The following is a 14,107-nucleotide window of genomic DNA, read 5'->3' as shown; positions in this document are numbered from 1 at the left end:
AGCGGCTTGTGAGCGCGTGGCGGTGAACATGGGCGGACCCTACGCGGGGACGAGGGGCACGCTCTGTGATGTACATCACGCGACGCGTGCTGGCGTCGCAACGGCGCAAATCGGTGATTCAAATCACATTCAGCCGAGGTTCCCCGCGACTAGTTTTCCGCATCGCATGCGGAGGCTTCGATGAAACGATTTTGTTTTCTCGCCGTGCTGATGGTGCTCAGTTCTTCGGCCTATGCCGGCCGTTCGATTTCATTCAGCGTCGGCGGTCATCGGGTGTACATCGAGTCCTCCAGGCATTGCCGTTTGGGCTCGTGCGTCTCGGTGTCCAGAAGCCTCGACTGGCGCCACAAGCGCGACCGTCATGACGACGAACGCGACGCGCGAATGCCGGCGAAGTCTGTGCCGCCTGCGCCGCAGACGGTTACCCCGCCCGTGCCGCCCGCACCGCCGGCGACCACGGCGCCAACCAAGACCATCGTCACCGCGCCGCCTCCGGCTATCTACACGCCGGCCGCATCGGCAACCCAAATCGTTGCTGCGCCTGCAGCTCCGCCACCGCCGCTCGCTCCGTCGCCGGCTCAGCTGGCTTCTCCAGTGCCGCCACCGCCGTCCGAAAAACCGATTGAAGCCGCGCAGCCTGCGCCGCCGGTCGAGCGCGTCTCGCATCGGGCCGAGGAAGAGCCGTCCGATTCTCCGATCGGCGATTGGCAGACCGAAGGCAAGGGAACGGTGCGGATCGCAAAATGCGGCAATGCGCTGTGCGGCTTCGTGCTCGGTTCATCGAACGAGAAGGGCGAAGCGATCCTGATCAACATGAAGCCGAAGACGGAAAGGCAATGGACCGGCGGCGTCTACAGCCAGGACTCTGGCGAGACCTATTACGGCACGATGTCGATGAAGGGGATCAACACGCTTCGCATCGAAGCCTGCGCGCTCGGCCGATTCTACTGCTCCGGCAACAATTGGAGCCGCATCACGCGCCGCGCCGACGGCCTGGTGACGTCGCGGCAGGTGTCCGCCGAACAGCGCTCGTAGAGCATTCATCGGTTCTGATTGAACCAGAACCGGGCGCCACCCTCGGATCAGGTCCGAGGGCATGCTTCGCTCGAAAACGCCATGTGCCCACGAAAACGCCCGGTGACACGGCCACCGGGCGTTCAGGTCCATCTCTGGACGGGAAGTCTAGAACACGCCAAGCACAATCGCGCCGACAAAGGCGAGTGCAAGATACGCGGTGACAACGCTAAGTCTGCTCACGAGAGGACTTGCGAAATCCATCGGGGAAAGCTCCCTGGGTTCACGTCGTGCGCGCACATAACACTTTAGGCTAGCAAAGCGTTCCCGGCCCAAAAAGTCAGCGTTGCTGTCCATCCATCGGCTCTCCACAGCCTCCAGCCCCCGAAAACATGGTAAAAAATTCGTAAAATCAATATGTTGAAGAGTCTTTAAATAAATTCGTTGAACGTGCGGGGGATGACGCGCGGAGTTCGTTTGTATCTCGTCGGCTCCTTCGTCCTCGTCTCGCTAGCGGGTTGTGGCCGCGGATTTTTTCAGTCCGCCGAGCGCGAACCGTGGCGTGCCGAGGCCGAAGTCGCTTGCCTGAAGTCCGGCGCGGTCAAGGAAAGCCCGGAACTGGTCCGGATCGACCCGATTTCCGGTCCCGGCGCATGCGGCGCGGAATATCCGCTGAAAGTGGCGGCGCTCGGCGAAAACATCACCAGCTTCGGATTTGCCGACGAAAGCCTGCGGCCGCCCGGCAATATCGGCAACCAGCCGCGCTGGCCGATCACCCGCGCTCCGGCGGCGGCTCCGCCCCAAGGGAATTATCAAGGGAATTATCAAGGAAATTCTCAGGGAAGCTATTCGGGAAACTATCCGGCTCCGGCACCGCGCCAGCCGACCTATGCCGCGCCGTCGAACGGCCCGATCTCGCTGTCCGCGCCGGGCATCGCCACGCAGGAGGATGACGTCGATCTGCCGCCGGAAGGTACGCCGGCATCGCGCGACGGCCGCTACATGGCCGCACCGTCCTATCCGCCGCGCGACCGTTACACGGCGCCTTCTTCTGCGCCGTATCCACAGCCATCCTATTCGCCTCCGCCGGCAACGCCGGCCGCGCCACGGCTCGGGCCCGCGCAGGGCAATTCCGTCAGCGCCTTCGGGCAGGTTTCGATGAAGCCGGCGGCGACGCTGGCGTGCCCGATCGTCTCGGCGCTCGACCGCTGGCTCACCGATTCCGTGCAGCCGGCAGCGATGCGCTGGTTCGGCGCGCGCGTCGTCGAGATCAAGCAGATCTCCGCCTATTCCTGCCGCGGCATGAACGGCAATCCGCACGCGCATATTTCCGAGCACGCCTTCGGCAACGCGCTCGACATCGCGGCCTTCACGCTCGCCGACGGCCGTCGCATCACGGTCAAGGGCGGCTGGCGCGGCATGCCGGAAGAGCAGGGTTTCCTGCGCGACGTGCAGGCGTCCGCCTGCCAGCAGTTCAACACCGTGCTGGCGCCGGGCTCCAACTCCCACCACGAGGATCACATCCACGTCGACCTGATGCGCCGCGCCTCCCGCCGCACCATCTGCCAGCCCGCCGCCGTGCCGGGCGACCAGGTCGCCGCGCGCGCCGGGCAGCGCAATCCCTATGCGTCACGCGATCCGTATTCGACGGGATCGCTCGGCAGCAAGAAGTCGGTGTCGCGCTGGTTCAGGGGCAACAGCAAGGTCAACGAGGAAGACGAGTTCGAGGATCATTAGAACGATCTCGGCTTCGTAGGATGGGTGGAGCGAAGCGATACCCATCAATCCCGTTCCCGTTCGTGAAATGATGGGTATCGCTTCGCTCCACCCATCCTACAGGCTACCCCGCCAGCCGCTCCAGCAAATCCTGCACGACGCCTTTCAGCAGATCGAGCTTGTATCCCGTCATCGGTAGCGGCTTTGCACCTGATGCCGCGCGTTCTGCGGCAACGGCAATCGCTGCTACATTGGCCTTCTTCCCCTGCAATGCATCTTCCACTGCCATGAGCCGCAGCGGCACCGGGGCGATGCCGCCGGCGGCGAGGCGGACGAACTGGAACGTGCCGTCCTTGATCACGGCGCGCGCGCAGATCTCGACCAGCGGCCATTCGGCATAGGTGCGGCTGATCGCGCGCTTGTACAGCGCGCGCTCGCCTTGCAGCGGTGAAGCAAGCTCGATGCTCTTGATCATCTCGCCCGGCTGCAGCGCGTTGTCGGCGGTACCGTTGGAGCCGTCGCCGAGGAGGTCGCCGATCGTCAGCGAACTCCTGCGGTCGGTGGTTATCTTCGCTTCATAGGCCAGCAGCGCCGCCGCCATGGTCGAGGGATGCGGCGCCACGCAGGGGCCGAGGTCGAAGACGACGTGATAGAGATGATTGCCCGATCGCGCCGGACAATCCGATCCGCCCTTCTTGAGGCAGGCGATGTGCGGATTTCGAAAATACCAGCAGCGGGAACGTTGCGCGAGGTTGCCGCCAAGGGTCGCGAGGTGACGGATCTGCGGCGTCGCCAGACCTTGCGCCGACGCCGCAATGCCCGGATACGCCGCGGCGAGGCGCGCGTCTGCGGCGATGGCGGCAATGGAGGTGAAGGCGCCGATGCGCAAATTCCCCTCGGTGCCCCAATGCATCCCGATCGTGTCGGGCGTGGCTGATAGATCGATCAGCGGTCCCGTCGAGAGGCCGCTGCGCCGCCGTTCGGAGAGGTCGGTGCCGGCGGCGCGGAATTCGCCTGCTTGCGTGGCGGTCATGGCTGATGGTGTCATGCGGCGGCCCTCCCTTTGAGCGCGGCGACGAGGCGGTCGGGACGGATCGGCAGTTCGGTCAGCCGAACGCCGGTGGCGTTGAGAATTGCGTTAGCGACCGCGGGCGAGGTCGGCACGGTGGCGACTTCGCCGATGCCGACGCTGCCGCCCAGCACGTGATCGAAGCCGCCCTGGTCGAAATGCACGTCGATCATGGGCGTGTCCGCTATGCCGGGAATGCGATAGTCCTCCATGCCGCCGCTGAGCACGTCGCCGGTGCGGGAATCTACTTCGCGGGCTTCATAGAGCGCGTAGCCGATGCCTTGAATGACCGCGCCGGCCGCCTGGCTGTGCGCCAGCGCGGGCGCCGCGATTTTGCCGACCGCAATGCCGGTGTGAACGTTGACGACGCGGACATGGCCGAGCCAGGTGTCGACTTCGACTTCCACGACCTGCACCGAACTCGGCATGCCGGCGCCGATCGCAAGATTGGAGAAGCGCCGCATCATCCAGCCGAAGATCCAGCCCATTAAGCCGACCTGCTTGAGTGGCGACTCGATTCCCGGCGCCATCTGCCTGGAGTCTTCCGGCCGCACGCGGGAAGCGGAGAGATCGGGCGAGGCCGCGAGCCATTCGCGCCACGGCGCGTTGGAGCCGGGGACCGGTTGCCGCTTTGCGTGTTGCTGGATCGCGGCCTTCAGCTGCTCGATCGCCAGCAGCATCGGCGGGATCACCGAAGCCGTGACGCGGCTGCCGCCCGAGCCCGGTCCCTCTGGCAGTTTTGAATCGCCGATCCTGACTTCGATCTCATGCGGCTCCAGGCCGAATTCGCGCGCGACCGTATTGGCAATTACCGTGCGGGTGCCGGTGCCGATATCCTGCGTCGCGGTGCTGGCGACGAGGCGTCCGCCCTTGACGGCTACTTCGACCTTCGAGCCGGGCTGCCACAGATAAAGCCAGTAGCCGGTGGCGACGCCGACGCCGCGGCGATAACGGCCGCTCTGCGCGGCGATGGGTTTCCGGTTGCGCCAGACCTCCAGGCTTGACGCCCAATCGTACAGCCGTTGCCGGTTGGGATCGGGATCCCAGCGCTTGCGCAGCGCGATCGGATCGATGTTCATGCGCAGCGCGGCTTCGTCGATCGCCTGTTCCAGCGCAAACGCCATCGGCGGCCCGCCGGGCCCGCGGAAGGGAGCGCCGGCCGGCAAATTGCTGATGACGTCGAAATCGGCCAGCTCCTTGCCTTCTGCGGGATAGATCAGGCGGGCAAGTGCCGCGATGGTCGAATTGGTCGCGGCTCCCGTGTCGGCATAAGCGGTGAGCGAAAGTGCTTTCAGTTCGCCCTGCTCGGACGGCAGCAATGCAATTTTCAGTTCCGTCGCCGGCCGATAGCCCGTCACCGAAAGCTCCTCGTGCCGGTCGTAGGCAACTCTGACCGGCGCCCTGGCTTCGCGCGCCAGTTCGATCGCGGTGGTGGTTTCCACGCCAAGTGCTGCCTTCGAACCAAAACCGCCGCCGACATGATCGGCAATCACGCGCACCTTGTCGTGGCCGAGCTTGTAGCGCTTGGCGATCAGCTCCATCACATGAAACACCGACTGCGTCGAAACGTGCACGGTCAGCCGGTCACCGTCGAAACGCGCCACCGCGGCATGCGGCTCGAGGCAGGCGTGCTGTTGCGTGCCGGTGCGGAAGGTGCCCTCGACCAGCAGCGGATTACTCGCTGCGCGCGCGGCGTCGACCCAGCTCCGCACTTTTTTCGGCTTCTTGGAGAACGCCGCCGACGGGCCGCGGATATTGCCTTTCCAGGAGGCCGGCGAACCGCCGCCCTCGGAGACGTTGCCGGCCTTTTTTCGCGCGGATTTTTCGAACACCACCGGCGCATCGGCCCTGCGCGCCTCGTCGAGCCCGATCGCCGACGGCAGGCGTTCGCTGCCGAGCTTGATGGCGGCTATCGCGGCCAGCGCGGTCTTGCGATCCCTGGCCGCAACGGCTGCGATCGGTTCGCCGACATAGCGGACGATGCGATCGTCGCCGAGCAGCGAGATCACAGCACTCACGCCTGCAATCGTGCGCGCCGGCGCCAGATCGAGTTCGCTGATGCGCGCATGCGCGAACGGCGAGCGCAGGATGACGCCTTCGAGCTGGCCGTCATGATGGATGTCGACGGTGTACTTCGCCGATCCCGTCACCTTGTCGCGGGCTTCCATGCGCGGCGGCAGGATATCGTTGCCGTCGAAGCGGCCGGCGCAGGCATCCGCCACGGCGCGGAAGATGCCGTCATAGGCGCCGCAGCGGCAAAGATGTCCCGACAGCGCCGCGCCGATTTCCTCGCGCGACGGCACCGCCGTCCCCTTTGCCGCCCGCCAGGAATCGTGAAACGCCGCGGCCTCGACGATGAAGCCCGGCGTGCAGAAGCCGCATTGCAGGGCGTCGTGTGCCATGAAGGCTTTCTGCACCGGGTGCAGTGCCTTGGCGCCGATGCCTTCGACCGTCGTCACGTTCGTGTTGGCGGCTGATCGAGCCGGCATCAGGCAGCTCACGGCGGGCTCGCCATCGACCAGCACAGTGCAGGCGCCGCAGACGCCGGCGCCGCAGACCAGCTTGGTGCCGGTGAGATCGAGCGCGTCGCGCACGACGTCGACCAGCAGCGCATCGGGATCGTCGGGGAGGGGAGCGAGCTTGCCGTTGATCGTCATCGTGCTCATCTGCGATCTCCAGGTTTGCGGGAAGTGGATCGGGGGACTGCCTTCTTCGCAGGCCTCAGTGTGGCGGCGCGCGGCTTCGCTGCCGGGCGCATGGCGCCCGCGATCAGCGTGCGCAGCATGATTTCCATATCCTTCAGGAAAGCATCGGCCGGCTGCATCGCGGGGTAGGCAGATTTCGTGCCGTTGACCGCCATCTCGACACAGCGTGCAAGATCGCGCGGTGTCATGCCGGCGGCAAGCGTCAGGCCCTGCTTGCGGCAGACGCGCGCAATCGTCGCGGCAAGCTGCTCCGCATACAAAGTGGTGTATTTCTGGTAGAGGTCGCGCGCCTGCAGGAGATGTTCGGAGAACAGTTCTTCGACATGGGGCGAGCCGTCGAGCGAAGCGGCCAACTGCCCGAGCTTGGCGGTGACCGATGCGACGAGAATATCGGCAAGGCTGCCGCCTTGCTTCTCCGCGTTGCCGGCCGCCGCGATCTCGGCGGCGAGCGCGTCCTCATGCAGCCGTTCGATGACGGCGCGGAACAGCGCTTCCTTGGACTTGAAGTGATGGTAGAGCGCCTGCCGCGTCAGCCCGGCGGCCTCCGCCGCCTGCTCGATCGACGAGCGCCGGAAACCCTGCCGGCGGAACACCAGCATCGCAGCGTCGAGAATGCGGGTGCGCGGGCCCATTTGACGATTTTGACAAAATTAGAAGAAGTGTCAAATAACGAGATCGCGAACAGGGATCCGTGCCGCGACGGCAGGCCTGATGTCACTGATAGGACGGCACTTTATGTGTGCGCCAGCCGTACGGGCCGTTCCCGTCACGGCCGGCCGCCATGATGTTCGCGTTGAAGAACTGGCCCATAGAGGGCGCGTTCAGAAACGCATCGAGCGTGTCCTTCGGCAGATCGCAATATTGGTGGTAGGCCGCGTGGCGCTGGACGAGCATGCGCCGGTTTTCGTTATCGTAGCAGACCCGGCTGATGACGCTGCTCCGGGTGATGTCCTGGCAATTGAACGGCTTGAGATCGACCGGGCCGCGGTCCTTCACATCAACGATCTCGGCTTCCTGCAAATCGGCGGTGAAGAGCAGGGCGAGGATAAAAGCAAGACGGATCATGACGCCTTCGTGCAATTGGACGCGACAAACCGGCGGCCAGGACCGCGCAGCGGCTACCGACCCCGAGGGCAGGCTACACGAACTTGATCCCGATCACGTCGCCCTTTTTCCAGGCGACCTTGCAGGCCCTGCCGGGCGATGTCCGGTCGAACTTCAGTTGAAACTGCGGCTTGACGAAGTGCGGGTCTGGACGGGACAAAAACCGCTGTCGTCGGGCAGCATCGGCAGGGTTAGCGAAGCCCTAACAGCCGACGTCGCATTGCGCTCAAATCGCGGCCGCTTCTTCAAGACGAAAGCACTACGAAAGCAGCAGGCGCGGGGGCGCTGTGGGGGACGCCGATGACCGAGGGCATCGCGAGACAGAAGACCGTGCCGACCAAGCGGCTGTTGGCGTTGGGGCTAACCGTTACCTTGAGCTTTTCGGCGATCTGCGGCTGGGTTCTCTGGCATGCGGGCGACCGCGACTACCTGCACAGCCGGGCGGCCGCGACCAATCTGGTCTCCAGCCTGGCGAGCGAGATCGATCGAAACATCGAACTCTACGATCTGTCGCTGCAGGCGGCCGTGGACGGCATGAAGCTGCCCGATATCAACAGCATCAGCCGCGAGTTGAAGCAGGTCGTGCTGTTCGACCGGGCGGCCACCGCCAAGGACATGGGCGCGATCCTGATGATCGATCCTCTCGGCAGGGTCGTGATGGATTCCCGCTCGCTGGTCCCGGTCGAGGCGAATTACGCAGGTTATGATTTCTTTCAGGTTCACGCCACCCGGTCCGACGCCGGGCTGTTCATCAGCCGTCCGTGGGTCGCCTCCGACGGGCAATATCTGATCGGTCTCAGCCGGCGCATCACCAACGACGACGGCTCGTTCGGCGGGGTCGTCGCGGGCAGCATGCGCGTGAGCTATTTCCACAGCCTGTTCAGAAAACTGAATTTCGGCGCCAAGGACTCGATGACGCTGCTGAGCGGGGACGGCACCCTTCTGATGCGCGCGCCGTTCGACATCGACATGATCGGGCAGAGCCTGCGCAAATCCACGGTGTTCAAGCAGTTTCCAAGGATGCAAAGCGGCTGGTACGAGACGGCTTCGATCCTCGACGGCGAGAAGCGCCTGTTCGTCTTTCAGCAGATCGGCCAGCATCCGATGCTCATCATCAACGGCGTTTCACTCGACACCATCTATGCGGACTGGTGGCGGGAAGCCTGGCTGATTGGCTCGATCATGCTGGCGCTGTGCGCGGTGACGATGGCCTTGACGGTGTTCCTGGTGAATGCGCTGAAGCGGCGGACCGCCGCCGAAAACAAGCTCGCCCTGCTGGCGAACACCGACGCCCTGACCGGGCTTTGCAACCGGCGGAAATTCGATGAGGTTCTTTCCCGCGAATGGCGCCGTTCGCAGCGGACGGCGACGCCCGTCTCGCTGCTGATGATCGATGCGGACAGCTTCAAAGCTTATAATGATGCGCACGGACATCAGGCGGGCGACGCGGCCCTGACCTCCATCGCGCAATGCATTGCCGGCGGGACGCGGCGCGCATCCGATCTTGGCGTCCGCTACGGCGGCGAGGAGTTCGCGGTGCTGCTGCCAGGCGAAACCGCCCAGGGTGCACTTCGGATCGCCGAGGAGATTCGTGCAAGCGTGGTGTCGCTTAGAATCCAGCAGCACGGTCGCCCTGACATTTGTCCGACGATCAGCGTCGGCGTGGCCTCCATGATTCCTCAGGTTGGGCTGACGCCAAGCGACCTGATCAAATCGGCGGACCTGGCTCTCTACGAGGCCAAGCGTTCGGGACGCAACCGTACGGTCGCGGCGCCGACCATGGCACGCGCCCATCGCGTGGCGGCCTGAACCGTCCGATCCGGCGCTTCGCTCGCAGTGATGTGGATGCTGCGGCGTGTGGATATCCGCGCACGCAAGGCACGTGACGGGTGACGGCGGTTGCAGGGTTCGCCGCGTTCTCGCGTGGCATGGTATGATTAGAATCACACTAATTCCAAACTTCATCCGGCGGCTGCGAGTCGTTCGTTTGGACAAATACTAATTCTAAACGCGTGATTGATGCGCGCTGTATCCTTCACGCACTTCATCGCAGTGGACGCGCTTGTTACTGGTCCCGCGCAAAGCGATGAGGACTGGAAATGAATGCATGCTTGAAGACCGCGGGATGGCTCGGCGCCGCGCTGCCGATGCTCGCCGCGATGATCGATGTGACGCCGGCGCAAGCGCAATCGTCCACGCGGGAATTACCGGCAGTCGTCGTCGACCAGCCCTCACGTCCGCCGGCTGCGCGGTCGCGCCCCGCACCCAGACGGCAATCAGCGTCGGCCGCGAGCCGTCGCGCAGCCCAGCGCGCGCAAACGGCGCCTGATGCCGCGGCGGCCGCAGGCGCGCGCGCTGAGACCGCGACCGGCCCGGTGCGCGGTTATCTCGCGGGCCAGAGCGGCACCGGCACCAAGACCGACACGCCGCTGCGTGAAACGCCGCAATCGATAACGGTGGTCACCGCCGACCGCATCACCGACCAGGGCGCGCTCACCGTGCAGGAGTCGCTGCGCTACGTGCCCGGCGTGTTCGCCGATGCCTTTGGTCCTGATTCGCGCGGCGACTATCCGCGCATTCGCGGCCAGGATCCGAACATCTATCTCGACGGCACCCGGATGGTGAACACGTGGCAGTTCAACGAATGGCGGCCGGAGCCCTACACGCTGGAGCGGATCGAGGTGCTGCGCGGCCCGGCATCGGTGCTGTATGGCGACACCTCGACGGCCGGCCTCTTGAACCTGGTCTCGAAGCGTCCGCAGGCGGAAAGCTTCAACGAGATCGGCGTGCAGTATGGCAGCTTCAATCGCAAGCAGGTGCAGATGGACAGCACCGGCAAGCTGACCAAGGACGGCGAGTGGCTGTATCGATTCGTCGGCGTATTCCGCGACAGCGGCACGCAAACCGATTACGTTCCGGACGACCGCATCGTGCTCGCGCCGTCGCTGACCTGGCGGCCGACCAACAACACCAGCTGGACCGTGCTCGGCACCTATCAAAAGGATATCAGCGGCTCATCTACCGCCTTCCTGCCGCACGAGGGCACGCTGTATCCCGGCCCCAACGGTCTTATTCCGGTGCGGCGATTCGCCAGCGAGCCGGGCTTCGACAAATACCAGACCGAAACCGGCGCGGTCTCTAGCCTGTTCGAGCACAGCTTTGGCGATGGCCTGAAGATCCGGCAGAACATGCGATACGCCCACGTCGAGGGCATCTACCGGACGATGTATCCGAATTTGACGATCGATCCAGCTAATCCGGATTCTCCGTTTCTAGATCCCAGCAGACGCACCGTGGCGCGCAGCATCTGGAGCCGCGAGACTGTCAAGGACAGCCTGACCTCCGACAGCAATGCCGAACTCAAGGTGCTCACGGGTCCTGTTGCGCACAAGCTGTTGTTCGGCGTCGATTACCGCGAACTCAGGGAACGCGCGCGATCTGCCTTCGTCAGCGATCCCACGCCATTTGATCTCTACGCGCCGGTTTACACCGGCGTGACTCCGCCGGCGCTGTCGCTCGAACCTGACCTGCGGCAAAGCCAGCTCGGATTTTATGTGCAGGATCAGATGCGACTGGGGCCATGGTTGGCGATCGTCGGGCTACGGCAGGATTATGTCACCAACGACGTCGTGGGAGCACCGGTGGAAAACACCAAGGCGACCACTGGCCGCGCCGGGCTGATGTATGAACTGCCGTTCGGCCTGACGCCTTATGTCTCCTACGCGCAGTCGTTCAATCCGAACTTCGGCAGCGGCGTATGCGTCGGTGTCTGCCTGGCCTCGCGCGGTGAGCAGGTGGAGCTCGGCTTCAAGTACAATCCGTTTGCCGGCACTGCGATCAACGGTGCAGTCTTCGACACGACGGAGAAGAACCGGCTGGCAACCGATCCCAACGCCTCGCCGTTCTCCATCCAGACCGGCAAGGTGCGGATTCGCGGCGCCGAGCTTGAGGTGATCTCCCGCGTGACTCCGGACCTCGACCTGATCGGCGCCTATTCCTACCTCAATGCGATCGTGGAAAGCGGCGACAACGCCGGCAAGCACGTCGAGACCGTTCCTGAGCATCAGGCCTCGCTATGGGCGAAGTACCGTCTCACAGCGCTCGGCCTGCAGGGTGTCACGATCGGCGGCGGCGTGCGCTATATCGGCGTCTCCTGGGACGGCACCGACAAACTCCAGACGCCCGATTACACGCTGTTCGACGCGATGGTCCGCTACGAGACCGGGCCGTGGCGCTTTCAGGTCAATGCCACCAACATTGCCGACAAGCGTCATGTCACCACCTGTCTGGCGCGTGGCGACTGCTTCTTCGGCATCGGCCGAACCGTGCTGGGGAGCGCGACGTACAGGTTCTAGACGGGGGGAGGCCGGTCCTACTTCGGCTTTGCCCGATACGTCTGCAGAAAGAGCCGCGTCGCGCTGTCAACCACGCGCGCGATGCGCTCCGCCGATGGCGCCGGCTCTGCCTGGAACACGAACGGCAGAAACAGCGTCGCCTGACACATTTGCAGGAACTGCGCTGCTGCAAGCACGCAATCGTCGATCGCAAGATCGTCCGGCCCGACATGGGCCCGCAGATAATCGGCGAGACGGTTGATCGTCTGAGCCAGCACGTTCTCGTAGAACTGGCGTCCGACCTCCGGCATTCGCTCGGCGATCGCCATCACCGTGCGGATCGACGATCCGCCGCCTGGCCGGCACATCGATCCGATGTAGGTTTGGCCAAATTCACGCAGCGTGGTTTCGACATCGCGTTTGGGGTCGAGATTGTATGCGATCCTGGCCTTTTCGAGCGCTTCGTCCTCGACGATGGCTTCGAACAGCCGGCTCTTGTCGGCGAAGTAGACGTAGAGCGTGCCCTTGGAGACGCCGGCGGCGCGCGCGATCTCGTTCATGCTGGCTCCATCAAAGCCCAGATCCATGAACACCTTTCGCGCGCCATCCAAAATCTGCCGGCGCTTCGAACCATCCTCTTCGCCAAAGGGATGAATGGTGTTTGATGTGGATGCAACCATTGGTTTATCTTCTCGCGCAAGAATTCAACCCGGGATATGGCGGGAAGCCTTTCTCGCGTTATGGTAGGTACAGGAGCAATATATCTTGACCGAACCGTTCGGTCAATGATATGTTTTAGATTGAGCGCCAATGCGGCCGGTTTCCTTGGCCTCACGTGCATCGTGTTTTATGGGGAGGCCTGTAATGGCCGCAGCGAGAGACCAGGCCGCACGCATCGTTCGCGAGACGGCGAACGATGAAGCTGCGCCCGAGGCCAGTGCGCAGCTTGCGGACCAGTTGCGGACCCACGTTGCGGAAGAAACCAGGCGTCGTCCCGCCGAGGCGCCCGGCGCTCCCGCAGCCGAACGGTCAGACGCGCCGGTTGCCGGCACCGCCGATGCGGCGGCAAAACCGGGCAAGCGCAAATTCGTGATGATCGGTGCGCTCGCACTGCTCGCGCTGGCCGCGATCGCTTACGGCGTCTACTTCGTCCTGGTCGGGCGCTTCTACGTTTCGACGGACGATGCTTACGTTCGCGCCAACAACACCACGCTCGGCGCTCGGGTCTCGGGCCATGTCGCGGCCATCCTGCCTCGCGACAATTCGATCGTTCGCGCCGGCGACGTGATTTTCAGGATCGATGACGGCGACTATCGTATCGCCGTGGAAGCCGCGCGCAGCAAGATCGCGACCCAGCAGGCCACCATCGATCGCATCGGCCGTCAGGTCACGGCACTCGAAAGCGCCGTCGAGCAGACCAAGGCGCAGCTCGCTTCCGCGGAAGCCGCGATGAAGCGCGCCGGTCTCGACTTCGACCGCCAGCAGACGTTGAGCACCAAGGGTTTCGCTTCGCGTGCCGCCTTTGAAGTTTCAGAGGCCAGCCGCGATCAGGGCATTGCGGCGGTCAGATCGGCGCAAGCGGCCTACGACGCCGCGCGCGACAATGTCGAGGTGACGAAGGCGCAGCAGGCCGAGGCCCGCGCGCAGCTCGCGGAACTGCAGACCCAGCTTGCCAAAGCCGAGCGCGACCTTGCCTTCACCTCGGTGCGCGCGCCGGTCGACGGCACCTTCTCCAACCGCCTCGTCAATGCCGGCGACTTCATCCAGGCCGGGCAGCGGCTCGCCAACGTGGTGCCGCTCAACGACGTCTTCATTGATGCCAACTACAAGGAAACCCAGCTCAAGCGCATCCGTCCCGGCCAGCCGGTGAAGATCTCGGTCGACGCCTATGGCCATCGCAAGTTCGCCGGCGTCGTCGACAGCATTTCACCGGCGGCGGGATCGGTGTTCACGCTGCTGCCGCCGGATAACGCGACCGGCAATTTCACCAAGATCGTGCAGCGGCTGCCGGTTCGTATTCGGGTACCGAAGGACGTCGCCAAGCAGAACCTGCTGCGTGCCGGCATGTCGGTCTATGTGACCGTCGATACCCGCGAGGGCGCGGCCGACGCCGACAGCGAGGCCGACCTCGATGCGCCCGGGATGGTTCAACCGAAGTAATTTTT

At 64.3% G+C, this 14,107-nt stretch carries 11 protein-coding genes; 5 read left to right on the top strand and 6 right to left on the bottom strand.

Going from position 1 to position 14,107, the window contains the following annotated elements; all coding sequences use genetic code 11:
• The first annotated feature begins 180 nt into the window (after positions 1–180).
• On the top strand, positions 181–1,035 hold the full coding sequence (locus tag IVB05_RS43665; RefSeq protein WP_276578729.1) for a DUF2147 domain-containing protein: 855 nt from the start codon (positions 181–183) through the stop codon (positions 1,033–1,035).
• A gap of 438 nt (positions 1,036–1,473) precedes the next feature.
• Positions 1,474–2,751, top strand: a complete 1,278-nt coding sequence (locus IVB05_RS34845; protein WP_247780506.1) for an extensin family protein — start codon at positions 1,474–1,476, stop codon at positions 2,749–2,751.
• A gap of 103 nt (positions 2,752–2,854) precedes the next feature.
• Here the strand turns inward: IVB05_RS34845 and IVB05_RS34840 are convergent, their stop codons facing one another.
• From IVB05_RS34840 to IVB05_RS43600, 5 genes are all read right to left on the bottom strand, one after another.
• On the bottom strand, positions 2,855–3,778 hold the full coding sequence (locus IVB05_RS34840; protein ID WP_247780505.1) for an FAD binding domain-containing protein: 924 nt from the start codon (positions 3,776–3,778) through the stop codon (positions 2,855–2,857).
• The gene (locus IVB05_RS34835) at positions 3,775–6,465 is read right to left on the bottom strand and encodes a molybdopterin-dependent oxidoreductase (protein ID WP_247780504.1); all 2,691 of its coding nucleotides are present in this window, start codon (positions 6,463–6,465) and stop codon (positions 3,775–3,777) included. The genes IVB05_RS34840 and IVB05_RS34835 overlap by 4 nt, the downstream gene beginning before the upstream one ends.
• Positions 6,462–7,136 carry a helix-turn-helix domain-containing protein gene (locus tag IVB05_RS34830; RefSeq protein WP_247780503.1) on the bottom strand — a complete coding sequence of 225 codons (675 nt, stop codon included), beginning with the start codon at positions 7,134–7,136 and terminating at the stop codon, positions 6,462–6,464. The genes IVB05_RS34835 and IVB05_RS34830 overlap by 4 nt, the downstream gene beginning before the upstream one ends.
• 82 nt (positions 7,137–7,218) lie before the next feature.
• Positions 7,219–7,569 carry a KTSC domain-containing protein gene (locus tag IVB05_RS34825; RefSeq protein ID WP_247780502.1) on the bottom strand — a complete coding sequence of 117 codons (351 nt, stop codon included), beginning with the start codon at positions 7,567–7,569 and terminating at the stop codon, positions 7,219–7,221.
• Positions 7,570–7,642: 73 nt separating this feature from the next.
• Positions 7,643–7,768, bottom strand: coding sequence for a hypothetical protein (locus IVB05_RS43600; RefSeq protein ID WP_256472757.1), 126 nt, complete (start codon positions 7,766–7,768; stop codon positions 7,643–7,645).
• A gap of 140 nt (positions 7,769–7,908) precedes the next feature.
• Here IVB05_RS43600 and IVB05_RS34820 point away from each other — a divergent pair, with 140 nt between their 5' ends.
• Positions 7,909–9,417, top strand: a complete 1,509-nt coding sequence (locus IVB05_RS34820; protein ID WP_247780501.1) for a sensor domain-containing diguanylate cyclase — start codon at positions 7,909–7,911, stop codon at positions 9,415–9,417.
• Between the two features lie 290 nt (positions 9,418–9,707).
• Complete coding sequence (locus IVB05_RS34815) at positions 9,708–11,963, top strand: TonB-dependent siderophore receptor (RefSeq protein WP_247780500.1); 2,256 nt, start codon at positions 9,708–9,710, stop codon at positions 11,961–11,963.
• Between the two features lie 17 nt (positions 11,964–11,980).
• On the opposite strand, the gene IVB05_RS34810 is transcribed toward IVB05_RS34815, so the two are convergent.
• Positions 11,981–12,622 (bottom strand): TetR/AcrR family transcriptional regulator, encoded by a 642-nt coding sequence (locus tag IVB05_RS34810; RefSeq protein WP_247780499.1) that lies wholly within the window; start codon positions 12,620–12,622, stop codon positions 11,981–11,983.
• Between the two features lie 184 nt (positions 12,623–12,806).
• Between IVB05_RS34810 and IVB05_RS34805 the strand changes: the two genes are divergently transcribed.
• Complete coding sequence (locus IVB05_RS34805; protein ID WP_247780498.1) at positions 12,807–14,102, top strand: HlyD family secretion protein; 1,296 nt, start codon at positions 12,807–12,809, stop codon at positions 14,100–14,102.
• Positions 14,103–14,107 lie beyond the last annotated feature (5 nt).

Origin of the sequence: Bradyrhizobium sp. 170 (assembly GCF_023101085.1) — a bacterium.
In the GTDB taxonomy this organism is placed as follows: domain Bacteria; phylum Pseudomonadota; class Alphaproteobacteria; order Rhizobiales; family Xanthobacteraceae; genus Bradyrhizobium.
The sequence above is the reverse complement of the archived record's forward strand: the minus strand, read 5'-3'. Positions and strand labels throughout refer to the sequence as shown.

Excerpts from the sequence above, each read along its gene's own strand:
- IVB05_RS43665 (WP_276578729.1), top strand. The coding sequence starts at position 181 with ATGAAACGATTTTGTTTTCTCGCCGTGCTGATGGTGCTCAGTTCTTCG.
- IVB05_RS34845 (WP_247780506.1), top strand. The coding sequence starts at position 1,474 with ATGACGCGCGGAGTTCGTTTGTATCTCGTCGGCTCCTTCGTCCTCGTC.
- IVB05_RS34840 (WP_247780505.1), bottom strand. The coding sequence starts at position 3,778 with ATGACACCATCAGCCATGACCGCCACGCAAGCAGGCGAATTCCGCGCC.
- IVB05_RS34835 (WP_247780504.1), bottom strand. The coding sequence starts at position 6,465 with ATGAGCACGATGACGATCAACGGCAAGCTCGCTCCCCTCCCCGACGAT.
- IVB05_RS34830 (WP_247780503.1), bottom strand. The coding sequence starts at position 7,136 with ATGGGCCCGCGCACCCGCATTCTCGACGCTGCGATGCTGGTGTTCCGC.
- IVB05_RS34825 (WP_247780502.1), bottom strand. The coding sequence starts at position 7,569 with ATGATCCGTCTTGCTTTTATCCTCGCCCTGCTCTTCACCGCCGATTTG.
- IVB05_RS34820 (WP_247780501.1), top strand. The coding sequence starts at position 7,909 with ATGACCGAGGGCATCGCGAGACAGAAGACCGTGCCGACCAAGCGGCTG.
- IVB05_RS34815 (WP_247780500.1), top strand. The coding sequence starts at position 9,708 with ATGAATGCATGCTTGAAGACCGCGGGATGGCTCGGCGCCGCGCTGCCG.
- IVB05_RS34810 (WP_247780499.1), bottom strand. The coding sequence starts at position 12,622 with ATGGTTGCATCCACATCAAACACCATTCATCCCTTTGGCGAAGAGGAT.
- IVB05_RS34805 (WP_247780498.1), top strand. The coding sequence starts at position 12,807 with ATGGCCGCAGCGAGAGACCAGGCCGCACGCATCGTTCGCGAGACGGCG.